General features: G+C 60.6%; 17 protein-coding genes. 6 read left to right on the plus strand and 11 right to left on the minus strand.

Annotation, left to right across the window (positions count from 1 at the left end; all coding sequences use genetic code 11):
* Nucleotides 1-11 precede the first annotated feature (11 nt).
* From AB4N91_RS00310 to AB4N91_RS00320, 3 genes are all read right to left on the minus strand, one after another.
* Nucleotides 12-914 (minus strand): polyprenyl synthetase family protein, encoded by a 903-nt coding sequence (locus AB4N91_RS00310; protein ID WP_010467332.1) that lies wholly within the window; start codon nucleotides 912-914, stop codon nucleotides 12-14.
* Complete coding sequence (locus AB4N91_RS00315) at nucleotides 911-1,153, minus strand: exodeoxyribonuclease VII small subunit (protein WP_007894317.1); 243 nt, start codon at nucleotides 1,151-1,153, stop codon at nucleotides 911-913. Before AB4N91_RS00315 ends, AB4N91_RS00310 begins: the two co-directional genes overlap by 4 nt.
* 368 nt (nucleotides 1,154-1,521) lie before the next feature.
* Nucleotides 1,522-1,647, minus strand: a complete 126-nt coding sequence (locus AB4N91_RS00320; protein WP_255311815.1) for a hypothetical protein — start codon at nucleotides 1,645-1,647, stop codon at nucleotides 1,522-1,524.
* A gap of 15 nt (nucleotides 1,648-1,662) precedes the next feature.
* On the opposite strand from AB4N91_RS00320, the gene AB4N91_RS00325 reads away from it, so the two are divergent.
* The 6 genes from AB4N91_RS00325 to AB4N91_RS00350 are packed head-to-tail and all read left to right on the plus strand — an operon-like array spanning nucleotide 1,663 to nucleotide 11,841.
* A complete protein-coding gene (locus tag AB4N91_RS00325) occupies nucleotides 1,663-2,454 on the plus strand; it encodes a YfaP family protein (protein WP_077749229.1) in 792 nt (263 codons plus the stop codon).
* A gap of 37 nt (nucleotides 2,455-2,491) precedes the next feature.
* Nucleotides 2,492-4,204 (plus strand): DUF2138 domain-containing protein, encoded by a 1,713-nt coding sequence (locus AB4N91_RS00330; protein ID WP_460112015.1) that lies wholly within the window; start codon nucleotides 2,492-2,494, stop codon nucleotides 4,202-4,204.
* A gap of 32 nt (nucleotides 4,205-4,236) precedes the next feature.
* Complete coding sequence (locus tag AB4N91_RS00335) at nucleotides 4,237-4,839, plus strand: DUF1175 domain-containing protein (RefSeq protein ID WP_186353740.1); 603 nt, start codon at nucleotides 4,237-4,239, stop codon at nucleotides 4,837-4,839.
* Entirely contained in the window at nucleotides 4,836-9,401 is a 4,566-nt protein-coding gene (locus tag AB4N91_RS00340; protein ID WP_460112685.1) for an alpha-2-macroglobulin family protein, read from the plus strand. The genes AB4N91_RS00335 and AB4N91_RS00340 overlap by 4 nt, the downstream gene beginning before the upstream one ends.
* 1 nt (nucleotide 9,402) lies before the next feature.
* A complete protein-coding gene (locus AB4N91_RS00345; protein ID WP_154913607.1) occupies nucleotides 9,403-11,022 on the plus strand; it encodes a DUF2300 domain-containing protein in 1,620 nt (539 codons plus the stop codon).
* A gap of 3 nt (nucleotides 11,023-11,025) precedes the next feature.
* On the plus strand, nucleotides 11,026-11,841 hold the full coding sequence (locus AB4N91_RS00350; RefSeq protein WP_154913605.1) for a YfaP family protein: 816 nt from the start codon (nucleotides 11,026-11,028) through the stop codon (nucleotides 11,839-11,841).
* Between the two features lie 407 nt (nucleotides 11,842-12,248).
* Here AB4N91_RS00350 and AB4N91_RS00355 read toward each other — a convergent pair whose 3' ends face one another.
* The 8 genes from AB4N91_RS00355 to eat form a co-directional block, all read right to left on the minus strand.
* Entirely contained in the window at nucleotides 12,249-12,995 is a 747-nt protein-coding gene (locus AB4N91_RS00355; protein ID WP_154914156.1) for a S24 family peptidase, read from the minus strand.
* 230 nt (nucleotides 12,996-13,225) lie between these two features.
* A complete protein-coding gene (gene ppa / locus AB4N91_RS00360; RefSeq protein ID WP_008052339.1) occupies nucleotides 13,226-13,753 on the minus strand; it encodes an inorganic diphosphatase in 528 nt (175 codons plus the stop codon).
* A gap of 273 nt (nucleotides 13,754-14,026) precedes the next feature.
* Nucleotides 14,027-14,839, minus strand: coding sequence for a M90 family metallopeptidase (locus AB4N91_RS00365; RefSeq protein ID WP_154914148.1), 813 nt, complete (start codon nucleotides 14,837-14,839; stop codon nucleotides 14,027-14,029).
* A 6-nt stretch (nucleotides 14,840-14,845) separates the two neighbouring features.
* Complete coding sequence (locus tag AB4N91_RS00370; RefSeq protein WP_010467341.1) at nucleotides 14,846-15,502, minus strand: DedA family protein; 657 nt, start codon at nucleotides 15,500-15,502, stop codon at nucleotides 14,846-14,848.
* Nucleotides 15,503-15,740: 238 nt separating this feature from the next.
* Complete coding sequence (locus AB4N91_RS00375; RefSeq protein ID WP_010467342.1) at nucleotides 15,741-16,199, minus strand: GNAT family N-acetyltransferase; 459 nt, start codon at nucleotides 16,197-16,199, stop codon at nucleotides 15,741-15,743.
* Between the two features lie 120 nt (nucleotides 16,200-16,319).
* Entirely contained in the window at nucleotides 16,320-17,144 is an 825-nt protein-coding gene (eutC, locus tag AB4N91_RS00380; protein ID WP_178113294.1) for an ethanolamine ammonia-lyase subunit EutC, read from the minus strand.
* 8 nt (nucleotides 17,145-17,152) lie between these two features.
* On the minus strand, nucleotides 17,153-18,547 hold the full coding sequence (locus AB4N91_RS00385) for an ethanolamine ammonia-lyase subunit EutB (protein WP_460112016.1): 1,395 nt from the start codon (nucleotides 18,545-18,547) through the stop codon (nucleotides 17,153-17,155).
* Nucleotides 18,548-18,598: 51 nt separating this feature from the next.
* On the minus strand, nucleotides 18,599-20,047 hold the full coding sequence (gene eat / locus AB4N91_RS00390) for an ethanolamine permease (RefSeq protein WP_172791776.1): 1,449 nt from the start codon (nucleotides 20,045-20,047) through the stop codon (nucleotides 18,599-18,601).
* Nucleotides 20,048-20,067: the final 20 nt, after the last annotated feature.

Raw genomic sequence — 20,067 nt, forward strand, 5'->3', positions numbered from 1 at the left:
CGGATACGCCGTCAGCTGCGCCGCTCGACGATGTAGCGGGCCAGATCGCGCAACGGCTCGGCTGCCGCGTCAAACGGTCGCAGTGCGTGCAGGGCCTGATCGCGCAGTTCCAGGGCGTAGGCCTTGGCCGCGTCGAGGCCGAGCAGGGCCGGGTAGGTCGGTTTGTCGCGCGCGATGTCGGCACCCTGGCGTTTGCCGAGGGTTTCGGTATCGCTTTCGACGTCGAGAATGTCGTCCTGCACCTGGAACGCCAGGCCGATGGCCTGTGCATAAGTCTGCAAGGACTTCAGTTCGTCCTTCTCGGCACGGCCGCTGGCCAGGGCGCCGAGTTTGACGCTGACCTCGATCAGCGCGCCGGTCTTGTGCCGGTGCATGGTTTCGAGGGCTTTTTGGTCAAGTTTCAGACCGACCGAACCAAGGTCGATGGCCTGACCGCCGACCATGCCGGCCGGGCCTGCCGCCAATGCCAGGGCGCTGACCATCTGCAGGCGGAGGTGGTCGGAGGTGAGAGCAGCGTCCGACGTGCTCAGGCGCGGGTCGAGCAGGGCGCTGAACGCCAGGCTCTGCAAGCCATCACCGGCAAGGATCGCGCAGGCTTCATCGAATTTTTTGTGAGTGGTCGGCTGGCCGCGACGCAGATCGTCGTCGTCCATGGCTGGCAGGTCGTCGTGTACCAGGGAATACGCGTGAATCAGCTCCACCGCGCAGGCCGCGCCGTTGGCTTGCTCAGCCTTGCCACCGAGCGCTTCGCACGCGGCGTAGGCCAGGAGCGGGCGAACCCGTTTGCCACCATTCATCACGCTGTAGCGCATGGCTTCGTACAACCGCGCGAGCTCAGGGCTCGGTGCGTTGAACAGGGTTTCCAGTGCAGCGTTGACGCGGGCCTGGCTGGTCGCCGAATACGCAGCAATCATTCCGGCTGATCCGCGTCGAAGGGTTCCTCGGCCAGCTCGCCATCACGCTCGAGCAGCACTTGAACCTTTTGCTCGGCCTGGGCCAGCGCCGCCTGGCAATCGCGGGTCAGACCGATGCCCTGCTCGAAAGCCGTCAGCGAGTCTTCCAGCGACAATTCGCCGTTCTCCAGTCGCTCAACCAGCGTTTGCAGGTCAGCGAGGGATTGTTCGAAATCCAGTGCAGCTTTTTTGCGGGCCATGGCGGCTATTTCCGGTTGACGTTAAACCGGCGCGACACTAGCAGACATGGGGGGTATGGGCAAATGAGGGCGGGTTTTTGAGCCTTGATCGCAAGTTGAAAACACCCCTTGTGGCGAGGGAGCTTGCTCCCGCTGGGTCGCGCAGCAGCCCCAAAACCATTTACCCAGGTTTTTTCAAGAAGACCGCATTCAGCCATTTACGACTGCTGCGCAGCCGAGCGGGAGCAGGCTCCCTCGCCACAAAGGAATGTCGCTTCTGTGAGTGATGGGGATTATTCGGCTCATTTCGTGAGCCGAATAAACTCGCTATTCGGCTCACGGACCCAAATGAGCGTGATTCCTACCGCAAATATAGATGTATCCGATTGTTAAAAAACCGCCAAATGGCTAACCTTCGCGCCTTCTACGACCCAATAGTCACGGGTCTTTCTGACGAAACGCAGTTTCAGGATCTGTAACGCGCCGAGGATCGGGTGCAAGGTTTCGTTATGCATGGCAGGAGGCGTCACATGCGTTCATTTCTTCTGGTGCTGATGGCGTTGGTCTGCGCGACCGCTGCCTGGGCCGAGCCGACGGCTGAGTTGTCGGAGCCGGTCGGCGGCTGGCGCTTCAACGGCCTGCTGGACCGCAGCGAATATCCTCAAGTCGCCTATCCGACGCCGCCCATCGACCGGGGCGTGCAGCGCAATCGCACGATGATCCAAGGCCAGCTCAAGGCCATCGGCACGCAACGCGGGCCTCATACGCTGGCCGTCAACGGCAATCCCCTGAATCTGTACACCGACGACCAGGGGCGATTCGCCCGGCCGTATGCGTTCGGCGCCGGTTCCAACAGCGTCGAAGTGCGCAGCTCTGAAGGCAAATCGCTCAAGCGCGTTCAATTCTATGAAGCCAACAACCTGCGCACCCCGGCGCGGATTCGCGTGGTGCTGGGTTGGGATGACCCGAAAGCCGAACTCGATCTGCACATCATTACCCCCGACGGCCAACACGCGTTCTGGGCTCGCCCGGCGATGAGCAATGGCGGCGGGTTGGATCCGGACGGCGTCGATGGCCCCGGCCCGGAAATGTTCACCATGACCGCGCCGATGCATGGCACCTATCTGGTTTACGTGAACTATTGGGGCAACTTCGGCAGCGGCGGCTATAACTTCGAGGAGACCAGCAACCAGAACGAGGTGATCACCTCGCAGATCAACCTGGTGCTCAACGAAAATACCGTCGACGAAAAACGCGAGACCTTCATCGTGCCCCTGCGGGCCATCGGTGACCTGCTGCTGGTCAAGACTTTCAACTATTAAGCATCCCGCTCCACGGATGACATCGGGTTTTGTGAACATGAGCGATAACACTGTTTCTCCGGCCGCCGAAACGCCAGCTGCCAAAACTCCTCGCCGCTGGCCGGCCGTTGTGATCGGGCTGTGTCTGGTCGCCGGCGTCGCGGCCGGCTTGGGCTGGTTCATGCACAAACCCAAGACGCCACCGGCCGAACTGGCCAGCGACAAGCTGGGCATGAGCCGCCCGGACGGTCTGCTCGAAACCCATTCCCTGAGCCAATTGCCCAAAGACTTGTTGGCGGTGCCATTCCTCAAGGAAACCCTGACCGAGGATTTCGTCTTCTATTACGAAGCGCATGCGGATCGCCTCGGCCTGATCGGCAGTCTGCGGCGGATCATTTACGAACATGACCTGAAGTTGCAGGACAGTTTGATCGAGCAGCTCTTCGATCAACCGGCGGATGTGGCGTTGTGGCGTGGGGCGGACGGCCGTCTGAAAGACTTTTTGTTGGTGATGGATCGCGGTGGGCTGGCCAAGGTGCTGGAGCCGCTGGCGAAAGTGGCGCTGGATGATTCGCAGCTGACCACCGTCGCCACAGTGAAAGTCGGCACCGACGATGTGACGCTTTATCAACTCACTTACAACGCCAGCAAGGCGCTGCTGTTCGCCTCCCATGGCGACAAACTGGTGGTGCTGTCCAACCCGACCAAACTCTACGATTCAGAAGGCGGAGCTTCGGAAGAACCGGGCAGCGTCTCGACCCAGTCCATCGCTGCGTTGCTCAACGGTGACAAACTGTTCCCCGAAGCCTTCGGCCTGCCACCGCGCGTGCCCGAGGTGAAACAACGCCTGTCGGTCAACGCGAGCGTCCTGGCCATGGGTTACCAGCGTTTCATCCCGAATTTCGCCGGCCTGCGCTTCGACATGGACGACAAGGGCTGGCACAGCTTCCTCGCCATGGACGAACTGGACAACCAGCCGGACTTCGATTTCAAGCCGATCTGGCAAGCCATGCCAATGGGCGCCAGCGCTTGCGTGGCCCTGCCGCTCGCCACCGAACAGCAGAAACCGCTGCTGGTGAAACTCGGCGCCGAAGAATCCGTCGCCCAGGCGCTGACCGAACACATGGCCGGGGCCGCCGGGCTGTGCTGGTACGCCGATTCGCGGTTGTACACGCCGTTGCTGGTGGCCAGCCTGAATGACGACGACAGCGCCAAACTCGACGGTGACTTGGGCAACCTGTTCGGCTCGATGGTTGGCGCCTATGAAGGCAACGTCGAAGAACACGCGTTCCCGGTGGTCGAGAAACAGGAAGGCCAAAGCCATCAGTGGCAGCGCCAGGTCAGCTCCAACTTCGGTCCCTACAAAGCCAAGGACGCCGAGAACCCTGACGCGATCACCGGCAAGGCGTTCATGAAAGTCAGCCTGGCGCGTCACGGTTCGACGTTGCTGTTCTCCCTCGATGACAAGCTCGTGGACAAGGCCCTCGGCACCCTCGACAAACGTTTCCCGCCGATGGCTGATGTGGTGCCGAAAGACCTGCTGATGCCGGTCTACTTCGGCCCGGAATCCATGGCGCAACTGATGCAGCAGGAAACCCTCGACAGCCTGCCGCAGGACATGGAGCCGGTGTTCTACAACGCCGCGCAAACCTACTTGATCCCGAAACTGCGCAAGCTTGGCGGCTATGGCAAGTACGCCCTGACTTTGCCCGAAGGCAGCGAGCCTGACGGCCATTGGCAGTGGCTGCCGCTGGAGTGGAAAGCGCTGTGACCGCACTTATCCGAGGCCTCGGCCTGCTGGCGATGTTGCTGGGCAGTCGCGCGTTTGCTGGAGAAGCCGCAGCGCTGGATCCGCAGCAGTCCCAGGTGTTTCGCGCTTGGTTCGTGCGCATCGCCCAGGAGCAGCTGACCCAAGGCCCCAGCCCGCGCTGGTATCAGCAGGACTGCGCCGGACTGGTGCGCTTCGCCGCCAACGAAGCGCTGAAAGTCCATGACGACAAATGGCTGCGCAGCAATGGCCTGAGCAACCGCTACCTGCCGCCGGAGCTGCAATTGAGCGAGGCCCAACGCAGCCTCGCCCAGCAGTGGCAGCAGGGCGGCGGCAAGGTCGGGCCGTACGTCAACGCGATCAAGTTGATTCAGTTCAACAGCCATCTGGTCGGTCGCGATCTGGCGCAAGCCCGACCCGGCGACCTGATGTTTTTCGATCAGGGCGACGACCAGCACCTGATGATCTGGATGGGCCGCTTCATTGCCTATCACACCGGCACCACCACCCCCACTGACAACGGCATGCGTTCCGCGAGCCTGCAGCAACTCATGACATGGAAGGACACCCGATGGATACCCGACGCAGCCAACCCCAACTTCATCGGCGTCTATCGACTGAACTTTCTCTCCCAATGATCGGTGCCCGCATGTTGCGTTTCCTGCCTCTGCTGTTGGTTTTGGTGCTGCCGTTTTCGGCGGTCAACGCCGAAGACACCGTCGAGCCGAGCGGCTACACGCCAGTGGCCGGTGAAAGCTTTTTCCTGCTGGCGGACAGCAGTTTCGCCAGTGACGAACAGGCGATGGTGCGTCTCGAAGCGCCGGGTCGCGATTACCGTCGTTTCCGCATGGAGCCCTATGGCGGCGCCGACATTCGCGTGTACCGCATCGACAAACCGCTGGATTTCCTCAAGCGCCAGAAGAACCTGCACCGCGTGGTCAGCGACGGTCAGTTCAAGGGTGAAGGCCTGTCGAATACGCTCGCGTACCTGTGGGACAACTGGTATCGAAAATCCCGTCGGGTGATGCAGCGGGCGTTTTCCTACGAGTCACGCAAACAAGTCACCGAGGAAGTGCCGGAGCTGAAGATGGGCAGCGCGATTGCCGCGCCCACGCCTTACGACGCTCAGCCGCAATTCGCGCTGATTCCGGGTTTGCCGGTGGTCAGCCAGTTCCGTTATCCGCTGTGGCAAGCCAAACCGATCCAGCCGCCAACCGGTGTGAATCTGGCCGGTTCTTCCAGTGAGTTCGTCAGCGTCGCGCCGGGCAACGTTTACATTCCGCTGGGCAATTTGAAACCCGGTCTGTACCTGGTGGAAGCGCTGATCGGCAAGTACCGTGCGACCACCATGGTGTTCGTTTCCAACACTGTGGCCGTGAGCAAGATTGCCGGTGATGAACTGGTGGTCTGGGCTGCGCGCAAGCACGAAGGCAGTTCGGTGCCGAAGGTCAATGTGCTGTGGACCGATGGCCTCGGCGTGATGAGCAGCGGCGCCACCGATGCCGATGGTTTGCTGCGCCTGAAACACGTCAGCCCCGAGCGTTCGTTCGTGATTGGCGAGGACGAAGAGGGTGGGGTGTTTGTCTCCGAGAACTTCTACTACGACAGCGAAATCTACGACACCAAACTCTATGCCTTCACCGACCGGCCGCTGTATCGGCCGGGGGATTGGGTGTCGCTGAAAATCGTCGGTCGCGAGTTCAAGAACGCCCGGGATTCCGTGGCACCGACCGCTGCCGACGTCAACGTGACCGTACTCGATGCCACCGGCACGGCGCTGCAATCGCTGGCGCTGAAGCTTGACTCCAAGGCTGGCACCCAAGGCCGATTCCAGTTGCCGGATAACGCCGTGGCCGGCGGTTATGAACTGCGTTTCAGCTACAAGGACCAGGCCTACAGCAGCGCTTTCCGCGTAGCCGAATACATCAAGCCGCACTTCGAAATCTCGCTGAACCTGGCCAAGCAGGATTACCGCACCGGCGAACCGGTCAAGGGCAGCCTGGTGCTGCTGTACCCGGACGGCAAACCGGTGGCGAACGCAAAATTGAGCCTGAGTCTGCGCGCCCAGCAACTGTCGATGGTCGACAACGAACTGCAATACCTCGGGCAATTCCCGGTGGAGCTGACCAGCACCGAACTGACCACCGACAGCAAAGGCAACGCGACCCTCGACCTGCCGGCCGCCGAGAAACCGAGCCGATACATGCTCACCGTGTTTGCCAGCGATGGCGCGGCGTACCGGGTCAAGACCACCAAGGAAATCCTCATCGACCGTGGCGCCGCGAGTTTCCGCTTGAGTGCACCGCAGCGCTTCAGCGCAGTGGGTGACAAGGTTGCGTTCAGCTATTTGAATGAGGGTGGCAGCGAGCAGGCCAAAGCCGTCACGCCGGGCAGCTACGTTTGGGTACGTCTGGAGGATCAGAGCACTGGCGAAGGCAAACTCGCCACGACGGATAAAAGCTTCACCTTGGCCTTCGACCGTCCAGGCACCTACAACCTGACGTTGAAGGATGACCATGGCCGAGTCGTCGGCGCCACCGGCCATTCGGTGACCGGCGATGGCGTCAAAGCCGTGCCCGGCACTGTGGAAATCGTCCTCGACAAGCCCGAGTACAAGGCGGGCGACGAAGCCTTGGCGCTGATCACTTTCCCTGAGCCAGTCAGCGATGCATTGCTGTCGCTGGAGCGTGACAAGGTCGAGTCCACAGCGTTGCTGTCCAAGGGCGGCGACTGGCTGAAGATGGAAAAACTCAGCGACACCCAATACCGCGCGCGCATCCCGGTGAAGGACACTTTCGCGCCGAACCTGACCTTCTCGGTGCTGTACACCAAGGGCGGTCAGTACAGCTTCCAGAACGCCGGCATCAAGGTGATCGCGCCGCAGATCGACGTGGCCATTGCCACCGATAAAGAGGCGTATCAGCCGGGCGATACCGTGTCGGTGGACCTGACTACCCAGTTCGCCGGCAAGCCGATTCCGGCACACCTGACGGTCAGCGTGGTCGATGAAATGGTCTACGCGCTGCAACCGGAAGTCGCGCCGACCATCGACCAATTCTTCTACCACCCACGCCGCAACAACGTGCGTACCAGCGCCAGCTTGTCGTTCATCAGCTACGACGTTGCGTTGCCGGGCAGCCCCGGTGCACCGGGTAAAGCCAACCGCAGCGAGCGTGGCGTGAAAGTGCTGGAACGGCCGCGCCGGGAAGACGTCGACACCGCCGCGTGGGAACCTGAGTTGATCACCGACGCCAACGGCAAAACCCGCTTCACCTTCAAGATGCCGGACTCGCTGACCCGCTGGCGCATCACTGCCCGAGCCATTGCCGATGACGGCCAGGTCGGGCAGAAGAAGCAATTCCTGCGCTCGGAGAAACAGCTGTACTTGAAATGGAGCGGCCCGACCCAATTCCGCAATGGCGACAAACCGGATCTCGGTGTGTTCGCCTTCAGTCAGGCGGAAAAACCGGTCAAGGCCGAGTTGGTGATCCATTACGGCGGCGCCGAACAGCGCGTGCCGGTGACCCTGAACAATGGCATCAACTACATCGCACTGCCGGCGTTCGCGTTGACCTCCGGCGAGTGGACCGCCGAACTGGTGCAGGACGGCAAAACCGCCGACGCCCTCGCCGTGCGCCTGACCGCGACCGGCGAAGGCTGGCAGGTCACGCAAAGCCAAAGCCTGGACGTGGCCAGCGGTGATACGCCGCTGACCTTGCCGGCGGACGCGACGGATATTCGTCTGCGTCTGGATGACAGTCCGCAAGCGCTGTTCCGTTCGGCGCTCGATGATTTGCTGAGCTATCCGTACGGTGGCGTCGAACAAACCGCGAGTCGTTTGCTGCCATTGAGCATTGCGTACCCGACCTTGTCGTCGAACCCGCAGATCCGCGATCGCTTGCGCCTGATCATGCAAAACAGCCGTCTGCGCCTGGTGCAAATGGCCGGGCCGTCGGCGAGTTTCACCTGGTGGGGCATGGCCGGCGAGCCGGATGCGTTCCTCACTGCCTACGCCTATTACGCCGACTGGCACGCCAGCAAAGCGCTGGAACTGAGCCTGCCGCCGGAGCATTGGCAGCGGGTGCTGGAGGTGTATTCCAAGCAGGCGAAAAACACGCCGTTGCTGCAGCGGGCGCTGATTCTTTCGTTCGCCAGGCAGATGCAATTGCCGGTCAACACCTTGCTCAGTGGGTTGATGGATGACCTGGCGAAAGCAGGCGAGGGCAGCGCGGCGAATCTGATGGAAGATGGCGAGGACAGCCTTGTCATGAGCGATCCTGATTCGGCGCTTGGCTTGGCGGCTGCTCGTGCGCTGACTGCCTCGTTGGCGAAGCAATCGAAGGTGACTCTGCCGGACGCATTCAATCGTCAACTGCCGGATGCCCAGCAGCGGTTGGCGGTCAGTTCTCAGCCATTTGCCGAAGCCTTGAACCTGTCGCTACAACCCTTCGATCAGGCTCGTGCGCAAGCGTTGTTGCAGCGTTTGCTGCCGCAGCAATCGACTCTGGAGCGCGCTCTGGCGCTGACCTGGTTGCAACGCAGCATCGAGCAGGCCTCGCCCACCATCGCACTGGCGCCGGGTGAAGGCTGGAAAAAACAACACGGTGCTACCGGTGAAATGTACTGGACGTGGCAGGGCGCTTCACCCGTACCGGCGGTGTTGTCGCTGACCGGGACGCAAGAACGTCCGTTGCGAGCGGCATTGAGCTTCCAGACCAAACAACCACCGGTCGATCCGATGGCCGTGACCATCACCCGTCGCCTGTCGCGCCTGGTGCCGGGTGACGAAGCCTTCACCTTCAAACTGGAAGCCGTCGGCACCCAGCCGTTGTCCAGCGACAGCCTGTACCTGGACGAAGTGATCATCACCAGCAAAGCCGCCAAACCGCTGCGCTACGGCATGCTCGAAGTGCCGCTGCCACCGGGCGCCGATGTCGAACGCACGACGTGGGGCATCAAGCTCATGGGCAAGGCCGGCACCGAGCCGACCGCGCTGGAGAAAGCGCGTTTCGAGCCGGGCCAGATGGCTTATGCGATTCCAGTCGATGCCTTGAGCGGCGAGCTGCGCCTGCGTCATCTGGTGCGCTTCTCGCAGAAAGGCCAATTCAACCTGCCGCCGGTGCGTTTCACTCAGGTCTACGCGCCGCAGCATCAAGCCCAGGAACAGAAACCGGCCCTCGGCCAGGTCACGGTCAACTGACATGACCCGACCGCAGGTCTGGTGGCTGCTGTGTTTGATCCCTGCGCTGGCGACAGCGCAGGAGGAGCCGCTGCGTCTGGGCTTCAAGGGTGAGTTGATTTCGTTAAGCCAGACTCAAGTGATTTCACGTGAGCCATTGCCTGCTGATGTGCAGGCACCGCTCGGTAGTTTGTGGAAATTGTTTGTGTACGGCTGGCTGGTGGACACCGGCGCTCGTGAGCCCGCTTACGAGTGTCGCGGGCAGTCGAAAGAGGAAGTGTATTGCTGCGCTGCTGGCGGCAAGATCGAGCGCGATCAGGCGTTGGTGAAGTCATGTGGCTTGTACTTTGAGCCTGCGCGGTTGGGTATTTCTGAGGCTGGCTGGCGGGAATATTGGCAAGCACGGCAGGCGCCGGAATGGTTGCTGAACCTACCTTCGTTGCAGCCTTCTACGCGAGTTTCCGTGGCTGAATTGCTGAAAGTGCTGGCCGTGATGCCGGCGCAGGACCAGGCGCGGCGTGTGTTGCTCGATGTGGTGCTAAGCGCCGCTGACGGCAATGTCGTGGGCGAACTCGGTGGCCGGTTGCGGGTGAAAACCTGGAGCTGGTTGGGCGATCAGGACCCTGCGTCGCGTCAGGGCGGGTTTGCCGGATGGACGGCGGACGGTACGCCGATCTGGGCGGGCGGCCGGGGGACCAGTCAAATGGTCTTGCGTCACTACGGTGGGGTGTTGGCTTCTGTGTTGCCGGTTGAGTGGCCTTTGGATGCGGGACGTTGCGTCGAAGTCGGTCTGTTTTCCCGTTATCCGATCGAGCGTGTTCTTGCGGGGGATCGGGTTGTTTCTTCCGGGCCTCTGCTGGGCGACTATCGCGTCGAATTCGCCAATGGCAATCAACTGGATATCCACAGCGACGGCGAACTGTTTTTGCTGAAGGGCAAACTCGTCGCTCGACTCGACCGTGAAGAATACGTCGCCCGCGTCCTGCAAAGGGAAGCCAAACCCGAACCCATTGAAGCCGCCAAAGCCCTGGCCATCGCGATCAGAACCTATCTGCTGCAAAACGCCACCCGTCATGGCGACTGCCTGAGCATCGACGACAGCAGCAACCGCCAACGCGTCGCCCCACGCCCGGCCACCGCCGAGTCACGTCACATCGCCGCCTGGACCAGCGACCTCGTCCTCGCCGGCACCAGCGTCACCTATCACTCCGACCAACCCGGTCCGGACAAACTCTCCTGGCAGCACGCCATCGAACAAGCCAACGCTGGCCAGCGCTACGACGCCATCCTGCTGCACGCCTACCCACGCGCCAGCCTCAGCCGCTGGGACAACCCCGTCGCCTCCTGCGAAGCTCTGCCCGCCGCGCAAGACTGGCTACTAAAGCAACGCCGCGGCTGGCGTGCGCAGTTGGAAAGCGAGGTCGGCTACAACGACGTCAGCACTTTCGCCGTCTGCCGCCTGGCCTTCGGCCGCCCCTACGTCGACCGCGAACGCCAGCGCATTTACGTGCGCGGCGTGCTGTCACTGCAAGACCGTCTCGACCTGACCCACGAATACCTGCACCTGGCCTTCGAAGCACACCCCAACGGCCAGGATGAAACCTACATCGAAGGGCTCGCCCGCCACCTCTTGCTGGAATAGGCCATGAAACTCCGTTATCCACAGGTCTTCCTGTTCCTTTGTTCTTTTTGTGTATTGCCCGCAGTTTTTGCGGCTGAGAGTGGCGTGAAACTCAATACGCCCGTTGGTGGTTGGCGCACTGGCGCGTCCGAAGGTGAAGGTGAAACCTTTCGTCAAACCGTTAACTATCCAGCCTCCTCGGTGAACACGCCGGTCGGCCAAGCCAATACCGCCCGTATCACCGGGCAGATCAAAGCCACGCCAAAGTCCAGTGAGCCTGGGCGGTTGATCGTCAACGGCGTCAGCATGCCGCTGAAGATTGATCCGTCTGGGCGTTTTGATCGACCGTTCTCGTTTCCCAATGGCAGCAACAGCGTTGAAGTTCGCAGCCCTGATGGGCAGCAACGGGCTCGGACGCAATTTCTTAATGTCAGTGGTGGGGCTACGCCGGCCAAGTTGCGCGTGCTGCTGGCGTGGGACAGCGATGGGACGGATCTGGACCTGCACCTCATCACGCCTGATGGCGCCCACATCTGGTACGGCGACCGCGCTGTTCCCAATGGCGCTGCGCTCGATGTCGACGTGACGACGGGATACGGCCCGGAAATCTTCGCCATGCCGGCGCCAATCAAAGGCCAATACCTCGTCTATGTGAATTACTTCGGGGGTGGGTATCGGAGTGATGAGGACGGGCAGGAAGAGGCGGTTCAAGCGCTGACGACGGCGCAGGTGACGGTGATTACGGAGGAAGGGACGCCGAATGAGAAGATGGAGACGTTCCTGGTGCCGATGCGGGCGGTGGGGGAGTTGACGTTGGTTAAGGGGTTTAGTTATCCGTGAGGAATTGTGCAGCAGCTTGCTGCACTATTTACTTTTTCCGGGCATTAAAAAGCCGGCTTGTGGCCGGCTTCTCGGGGACTGGCTTGGTTCATTTTTGGTAAACCTCACCAGCCTTCAAAACGTACACCCGGATCTTGCGTCCGGCTGTGGGACTCGGCGAGAAAGTCATCTGCCTTGTCGGTGCGATCAGAGCCGCGGGGCGGGGTGATGCGCAAATGTGGGGCGCAGCATACTGATTTTTTTGGGGAATTCCCAGTGTGGTGTGCGCCTTAGAGCTATTGGAGTTCGGGATTAAGTGACCCGGCCGGAATTTTAGCGTGAATGTTCCGCCCTCACCGCGAGCAGGCTCGCTCCCACATGGATTGCGCAGTGCCTGTGGGAGCGCTCGCGATGAATACGGCGCGGTGCTACAAAAATGGCACCGCCGGCCGCCGTTTGTTCAGGGTCGACCACCAGAACACCCACCCCAACACCCTGATGTTCTGCTTATCAATCTGCTCGGCATTGAAGATTTCATCCGGGTGTTCAGCTTTGTTGTAGCTGCGCAGCCGCAGGGCGTTGCCCGGCATCCGGTGCAGGTATTTGATTCGCAGCATCCCGTCGTGCTCGATGGCATAGATTTCCCCGTCAATCACTTTGGTCAGTCCTCGGTCGATGGCGAGGGTGGAGCCGTCCTCAATGCGCTCGCCCATGCCGTTGCCGATCATGTGGACGCAGAAGACATCCGTGTATTTGATTTCCAGGGAGTCGAGGTGGCTTTTGGGCAGACGGATGAATTGGCCGGGGTCTTCGGCGACGTGGGTTTTACAGGACCCCGGGGCGATGGGGAGTTCCTTGAAGAGGGGCAGTTTGACGTCGGAGGGCTCGACCACCGTGTAGATGCCGCGAATGGCCTGGGCGTCGAAGGTGTTGCCGGCCTCGTCGAGAAGGCGCAGGTGTTTGGAGTCTTGTGGGCCTTCACCTGTTTTGAGCCAGTCACTGTTTACCGAGAGTAATCTGGAGACCTCTTCCATGCGGTAGGCGGGCACACCGCGGGTGTACCAGTTATGGATATTTTGCGGCTCCGTGTCGAAGAAAGCGGCAAATCCTGTCGTCGTTATTTTCGCTTTTTCGAGGAGCGCTTTAAACCGTGGGCCGCTAGTGTTCTTTTTCATAAACACGAGTCTACGGCTGCTGCGCCAGGCTTTGAATAAACGAGCCGTTCAAATTTCGAGGGAAGTTTACGACCGGATGTAAGACGTATTTGGAACAAATTAAACAAGAAAAAACGTAGCGTTCTGAAATTAAACGCTGCGTTTAAAAGGCCCTTGATAGACGCCCACAAAAAACCCCGGATCAACCGGGGTTTTTTTCAAGTCGTCACAGGCGCGAGGCCAGTGGCGTCTCAGCCTTTGTAGGCAGCAACCGACTTGGTGATGGCGTCGCGAGCGGCATCTGCACCGGCCCAGCCTTCGATCTTCACCCATTTGCCTTTTTCGAGATCTTTGTAGTTCGCGAAGAAGTGCTCGATCTGCTGAATCAGCAGGGGGGGCAGGTCGGTGTATTCCTTCACGTCGACGTACAGCTGGGACAGCTTGTCGTGTGGAACCGCGATGACTTTGGCATCGCCGCCGCCGTCGTCGGTCATGTTCAGGATGCCGACCGGACGAGCGCGGATCACCGAGCCTGGCGCTACCGGGTAAGGGGTAACGACCAGCACGTCGAGGGGGTCACCGTCGTCGGCCAGGGTGTTCGGGATGTAACCGTAGTTGGCCGGGTAGAACATCGGGGTGGCCATGAAACGGTCAACGAACAGGCAATCGCTGTCTTTGTCGATTTCGTACTTGATCGGCGCGTGGTTGGCCGGGATCTCGATCGCGACGTAGATGTCGTTCGGCAGGTCTTTGCCAGCCGGAATCTTGCTGTAGCTCATTGGGCGGTGCCCCCGTTAGTTGACCAAAAACACTTGGCCGGATTGACCAAAAAGTGGCGGCGATTATAGGCATATTCCGCCACCGTTGCTATGTGCCAGAGGTCGTGTAGACCCGAGTGCCCAGCCTCACCGATACTGTTGCTTTTTGACGGCGTCCGTTGCGGTCATGCTGCGTTGCCGCTCCTCGCCATAGCCAGCTATGACTCGTCGCGGCGCCTTGCCTGACCACAACGACCACTCGTCAAAGAGCAACAGTATCGGTGAGGCTGGGCACTAGTCGTGTGCCTGATAGACCGGGTTCTCGGCCAGAAGTTGCCGTAGCCGGGCCAGTGGGTCCTGGCGGTAAAACAGCTTCAGTTGCTCATAGACCTGAGAATACGCCTCGTGCAGCAAATCCGGAGCGCTGAAGAAGTATTCGCTGGTGACGGCGAAGAATTCGGCGGGGTTTTCCGCCGCATAGGGATCGATGGCCGTTTCGGCGTCCGGATTGCGGTCAAGGTGCCGATTGAGGTCGTCGTAGGCGTGTTGCATGACCTTGGCCCACTCGCTGACCCGCATGTCGGGGTGCAGCGGCGGCAAGCCGTTGGCGTCGCCGTTGAGCATGTCGAGTTTGTGCGCGAGCTCGTGGATCACCAGGTTGTAGCCTTCCCAGCCGCCGCTGGCCATCACGCCGGGCCAGGCAAGGATGATCGGGCCTTGCTGCCAGGCTTCGCCGCTGTGTTCGCCATCCCACTCGTGTTCGACACCGCTGGCATCGCGATGCCGTTGGGGGCTGAGGAAGTCGTCGGGGTAGAGGACGATTTCGTGGAAACCCTGATACCAGTTCAGATCGCCCAGGTGCAGCAGTGGCAGTTGCGCTTGAGCGGCGAGCAACAGGCGTTGTTCCTGATGGAGTTCGACGCCGGGCAGGGCGGTCAGGTGTTTATCTTCCAGAAACAGCACGCAGGCTTCACGCAGCCATTGGTCTTCGGCGGCGCTGATGCCGTCAAGAAAACTCAAGTGATGGCGCACCCGCTGCCACACGTCGTCGGCAATCGGGTGTCTGGCCAGGATGCGCCGGCGACGCCAGGCGCTCAGGGACCACATCGCGGGTCAGCGCGATTGGGTTTTGGACGCGGCGTTGCCGAAACGGCTGCGGACCACGCCGATGATCATCGGTACCAGCGACAGCAGGATGATGGCCACCACCAGCAGCGATAGGTTTTTCTTGATGAACGGCACGTTGCCGAAGAAGTAACCCAAGGTCACCAGACCGCCGACCCACAGAATGGTGCCGAGGACACTGAAGGCAAAGAAGCGCGGGTAAGGCATTTTGGCGACGCCGGCGACGAACGGCGCAAAGGTGCGGATGATCGGCAGGAAGCGCGCCAAGGTCACGGTCTTGCCACCGTGCTTGTCATAGAAATCGTGGGTCTGTTGCAGGTAGTCGCGACGGAAGATTTTCGAGTTCGGGTTGCTGAACAGGCGTTCGCCCGCTGTTCGGCCGATGACATAGTTGGTGCTGTCACCGAGGATCGCTGCGAGCATCAGCAAACCGCCCAGCAACACCGGGTCCATGCCGCCGCCGGCCGCAACGGCGCCCGCGATGAACAGCAGCGAATCGCCCGGCAGGAAGGGCATCACCACCAGACCGGTTTCGCAGAAGATCACCAGAAACAGGATGGCGTAGATCCATGGCCCGTAGTTGTTCACCAGCAAATCGAGGTAAACATCGAGATGCAGGATAAGGTCGATCGGGTTGAAATCCATGGAGGGGCACCTGTGGTGACGGCCGGACTCAGCAGGCCTGTGCGGATGACTTCGCGAAAGCCTACAGACGAGTGTAGTTTTTCTTACAAGCCGAAAAGGCCGGCATTATACGGGCTGAGTGGTGAAACGCGCGTCGAGATTGTAGCGGGGGATGTCTATGGCGCGGCCGGAAGTCTGGTGACAATAAATAACCCTTTCTGTGATGAACGAGCGCGCTCCCTCATCACAGAAGTCAGGATCAGAGCTCGTCGCTGATCGGCAATACGTAGTTCTTGAACTCGGTGTCTTCCTTGAACCCGATGGATTCGTAGGTTTTCTGCGCCACTTCGTTGTTGCTGCTGGTGGAAACGCGCATGCGCACGGCATTGGTTTCCTTGGCCATTTTCTTCGCGGTGCGAATCAGGTTGTCGGCCACCAGCTGGCGGCGGGCGTCTTCGGCGACATAGATGTCGTTGAGGATCCACACGCGCTTGAGCGAAAGGGAGGAAAAGCTCGGGTACAACTGACAGAAACCCATCAGCTTGTCTTTGTCATCGGCCAGCGCCAGATAGATCACCGATTCCTTGCGGCGCAGACGTTTCTCAAGGAATGCCCGGGAGGAGTCTGGATAAGCCAAGGAGCCATAAAACTCGCGATATTTGACGAACAACGGGGTCAGCAGGTCCAGGTGTTCGAGGGTCGCTTGAATAATCCGCATCGATAGGTCTCGTCTTCAAGTGGCTGTCTTCACGTGCTCTGACGGCGAACGGTTCTTCACTCGGGCAGCCGTGCATCGATCCTGCCTGAAACCGGAACAGAAACGCAATGCGGAAACGGTTCAGGCATTCGGCGGGCTCAGTAGGAAATTACCTTTCATGTCCGCACCTGCGTCCGACTCCAGCGTCTGAACCTGGGCTTCGTCCTTCAGATTGACCCCCGACAGCTGGCGGCGGCAAGCCTCGCGCATCAGGTACAGCAAGCGGTGTGCCGCCATTGCGTAGCTCAGGCCCTCGAGCCGGACATTGGAGATGCAATTGCGGTAGGCGTCCGTCAGCCCGACCTTTGGATTGTAGGTGAAATATAAACCCAGACTGTCCGGCGAACTGAGACCCGGGCGTTCACCGATCAGGATCACCACCATTTTTGCGCCGAGCAGTTCGCCAATCTCGTCGGCCACCGCGACCCGCCCTTGTTCCACCAGCACCACCGGTGAAACGGACCAGCCTTCAGCCTCGATTTGCTCCTGCATCCGCGCCAGAAACGGCAAGGTATGGCGATGAACGGCCAGCGCCGACAAGCCATCGGCGACCACGATCACCAGATCCACGCCACCCGGGTTCGCCTGCGCGTATTCGCGCAGGGTCTGCGCCGATTCATCGCTCAACTTTCGCCCCAGATCAGGGCGCTGCAAGTAAGTGTCCCGGTTCGTGGCGGCGCTGTGCAGCAGCAAACTCTCGCGCCCGACCTCGGCCAGTTGCGAGCTGAGCCCGGCATGATCGAACGGCAAGTGCACCGCATCCCGGGCTTGTGCGTGGGCGTACTGGAAATCCAGTTGCGCGCTGGTCGGCATGCTGGTGCCGGTGCGGCCCAGGGCAATCCGCGCCGGGGTCAGGCGACGCAGTTCCAGCAACGGATTCTCTGGGTCAACAGGTGGTTTATCCATTTCAACGCTCATCCCAATTGCGCCATGGCTTGACGGAAGGCCGGCGGCAGGCTGTCGCCGAAGTGAATCTTGCCATCCGCCTGGGTCAGGATGCCCATTCTCGCCAGCCATTGTTCGAACTCCGGCGCCGGTTTCAGGCCCAGGGTCTGGCGGGCGTAAAGGGCGTCGTGGAACGAGGTGGTCTGGTAGTTGAGCATGATGTCATCGGAGCCGGGGATGCCCATGATGAAGTTGATCCCGGCGACGCCCAACAGGGTTAGCAGGGTGTCCATGTCATCCTGATCGGCTTCGGCGTGGTTGGTGTAGCAGATGTCGCAGCCCATCGGTACGCCGAGCAGCTTGCCGCAGAAGTGATCTTCAAGGCCGGCGCGGATGATCTGTTTACCGTTGTAGAGGTATTCCGGGCCGATAAATCCTACGACGGTGTTGACCAAAAACGGCTTGAAATGACGCGCCACAGCGTAGGCACGGGTCTCGCAGGTCTGTTGATCGATGCCGTGGTGGGCGTTGGCTGACAGGGCACTGCCCTGGCCGGTCTCGAAATACATCAGGTTCTGGCCCAGGGTGCCGCGATTCAGGCTCAGCCCGGCGTCGTAACCTTCCTGCAGGACATTCAGGTTGATGCCGAAACTGGCGTTGGCCGCTTCGGTGCCGGCGATCGACTGGAACACCAGGTCCAGCGGAACCCCGCGATTGATCGCCTCGATGGAGGTGGTGACGTGGGTCAGCACACAGGCCTGGGTCGGGATTTCGTAGCGCTGAATGATTGCGTCGAGCATTTCCAGCATGGCGCAGATCGACGCGATGCTGTCGGTGGCCGGATTGATGCCGATCATCGCGTCCCCGTTTCCATACAGCAGGCCGTCGAGAATGCTCGCCGCAATGCCGGCCGGTTCGTCGGTGGGATGGTTGGGTTGCAGGCGCGTGGATAAACGCCCGCGCAAGCCCATCGTGCCGCGGAATTTCGTGACCACGCGAATCTTTTGCGCCACCAGCACCAGATCCTGCACACGCATGATCTTCGAGACAGCGGCGACCATCTCCGGGGTCAGCCCGGGCGCCAGGGCGCGCAGGCTCTGTTCGTCGGCCGCGTCGCTCAGCAGCCAGTCGCGGAAGCCGCCGACGGTGAGGTGGCTGACGGCCATGAACGCATGTTTGTCGTGAGTGTCGATGATCAGTCGGGTGACCTCATCAGCCTCATAGGGAGTCAGTACTTCCTGCAGGAAGTGAGTCAGCGGAATGTCAGCCAGGGCCATTTGCGCCGCTACGCGCTCGCCATCGTTGAGGGCGGCGACGCCGGCCAGAAAATCCCCGGAGCGCGCCGGACTGGCCTTGGCCATGACGTCCTTGAGGCTGTCGAAACGGAAGGTCAGGGCGCCGACCGTGTGAGCAAAACTTGCCATACAGATTCTCCGTGACGGCGCAGACAGGGCCTGCGCCGTAATTTCTGGCCGTTAGTGCAGGGCTTTTTCAGCGTTCTGAATGGCCGCGAATTCTTCTTCGGGCGTGCCTGCTACCAAGTGATGCCGACTGTAGAAAGCAAAGTAAGCAATTAACACTCCATAGATGATCGCAGCGCCAATCACTACGCGTGGGTCTACCAGAAAACCCGCTACTACGGCGATGCAAGCCAGCACCAACGCTACACCGGAGGTGAAAATACCGCCGGGCGTGCGATAGGGCCGATCCATTTTGGGGCGTCGAATGCGCAGTGTGATGTGCGCCGCCATCATCAGGACGTAGGAAATGGTCGCACCGAACACCGCTACCAGAATCAGCAAGTCACCCTGACCGGTCAGTGACAAGCCGAATCCGATGATGCCGGGGATAATCAGAGCCAGTACGGGCGCCTTGCTCTTGTTGGTTTCTGACAGTTTGCGCGGCAGGTAGCCGGCGCGGGACAGTGCGAAGATCTGTCGCGAATAGGCGTAGATGATCGAGAAGAAACTGGCAATCAGCCCGGCCAGGCCCACCAGATTGACGAAGTGGCCCATCCAGGTCGAGCCGCCATAGGCCTTGCTCAATGCTTCGACCAACGGATTGCCCGAGGTCAGCAGTGCATTGGCGCCCGCACCGCCCGGGCCGATGACCAGAATCAGCAGGGCAAAGCTCACCAGCACCAGCATGGCGCCGATCAAGCCGCGGGGCAGGTCGCGTTTCGGGTTTTTGGTTTCTTCTGCTGCCAACGGCACGCCTTCGACAGCGAGGAAGAACCAGATCGCGTAAGGAATTGCCGCCCACACGCCGACGTAGCCGAAAGGCAGGAAGCTGCTGGCGCCCTTGGCGTCAGTCACCGGGATGTCGAGGAGATTGGCGACGTCGAAGTGCGGCACCATCGACACCAGGAACACGCCCAATGCCAGCGCGGCGATGGCGGTGATAGCGAACATCAGTTTCAGGGCTTCGCCGACCCCGAAAATGTGAATGGCGATAAAGATGATGTAGAACGCCAGGTAAATCATCCAGCCACCAATGCCGAACAGTGACTCGCAATAGGCGCCGATAAACACCGCGATCGCCGCCGGAGCGATGGCGTATTCGATCAGGATCGCGGTGCCGGTCAGAAAACCGCCCCACGGTCCGAATGCGCTACGGGCAAAACCATAGCCGCCACCCGCGGTAGGGATCATCGACGACAGTTCCGCCAAGGAGAAGCACATGCACAGGTACATGGTCGCCATCAGTAACGTGGCGAGAAACATGCCGCCCCAGCCACCCTGGGCCAGGCCGAAGTTCCAACCCGCGTAATCGCCGGAGATGACGTAGGCCACGCCCAGACCCACCAGCAGGACCCAGCCTGCTGCACCTTTTTTCAGTTCCCGTTGTTGGAAATAGTCGGAGCCGACTTTTTCAAAGTCGACCGAGGAGGTAGCCGGCTGCACGCTGGCTTGATCGCTAGGCATAGGTTTCACCTGTTCTTATT

Source organism: Pseudomonas sp. H3_D04 (genome assembly GCF_054669175.1).

Coding starts and splice junctions, on each gene's coding strand:
- AB4N91_RS00310 (WP_010467332.1), bottom strand. CDS start 914: ATGATTGCTGCGTATTCGGCGACCAGCCAGGCCCGCGTCAACGCTGCA.
- AB4N91_RS00330 (WP_460112015.1), top strand. CDS start 2,492: ATGAGCGATAACACTGTTTCTCCGGCCGCCGAAACGCCAGCTGCCAAA.
- AB4N91_RS00365 (WP_154914148.1), bottom strand. CDS start 14,839: ATGTGGTCCCTGAGCGCCTGGCGTCGCCGGCGCATCCTGGCCAGACAC.
- AB4N91_RS00345 (WP_154913607.1), top strand. CDS start 9,403: ATGACCCGACCGCAGGTCTGGTGGCTGCTGTGTTTGATCCCTGCGCTG.
- AB4N91_RS00355 (WP_154914156.1), bottom strand. CDS start 12,995: ATGAAAAAGAACACTAGCGGCCCACGGTTTAAAGCGCTCCTCGAAAAA.
- AB4N91_RS00315 (WP_007894317.1), bottom strand. CDS start 1,153: ATGGCCCGCAAAAAAGCTGCACTGGATTTCGAACAATCCCTCGCTGAC.
- eat (WP_172791776.1), bottom strand. CDS start 20,047: ATGCCTAGCGATCAAGCCAGCGTGCAGCCGGCTACCTCCTCGGTCGAC.
- AB4N91_RS00335 (WP_186353740.1), top strand. CDS start 4,237: ATGTTGCTGGGCAGTCGCGCGTTTGCTGGAGAAGCCGCAGCGCTGGAT.
- AB4N91_RS00325 (WP_077749229.1), top strand. CDS start 1,663: ATGCGTTCATTTCTTCTGGTGCTGATGGCGTTGGTCTGCGCGACCGCT.
- AB4N91_RS00320 (WP_255311815.1), bottom strand. CDS start 1,647: ATGCATAACGAAACCTTGCACCCGATCCTCGGCGCGTTACAGATCCTG.
- AB4N91_RS00370 (WP_010467341.1), bottom strand. CDS start 15,502: ATGGATTTCAACCCGATCGACCTTATCCTGCATCTCGATGTTTACCTC.
- eutC (WP_178113294.1), bottom strand. CDS start 17,144: ATGGATAAACCACCTGTTGACCCAGAGAATCCGTTGCTGGAACTGCGT.
- ppa (WP_008052339.1), bottom strand. CDS start 13,753: ATGAGCTACAGCAAGATTCCGGCTGGCAAAGACCTGCCGAACGACATC.
- AB4N91_RS00340 (WP_460112685.1), top strand. CDS start 4,836: ATGATCGGTGCCCGCATGTTGCGTTTCCTGCCTCTGCTGTTGGTTTTG.
- AB4N91_RS00385 (WP_460112016.1), bottom strand. CDS start 18,547: ATGGCAAGTTTTGCTCACACGGTCGGCGCCCTGACCTTCCGTTTCGAC.
- AB4N91_RS00375 (WP_010467342.1), bottom strand. CDS start 16,199: ATGCGGATTATTCAAGCGACCCTCGAACACCTGGACCTGCTGACCCCG.
- AB4N91_RS00350 (WP_154913605.1), top strand. CDS start 11,026: ATGAAACTCCGTTATCCACAGGTCTTCCTGTTCCTTTGTTCTTTTTGT.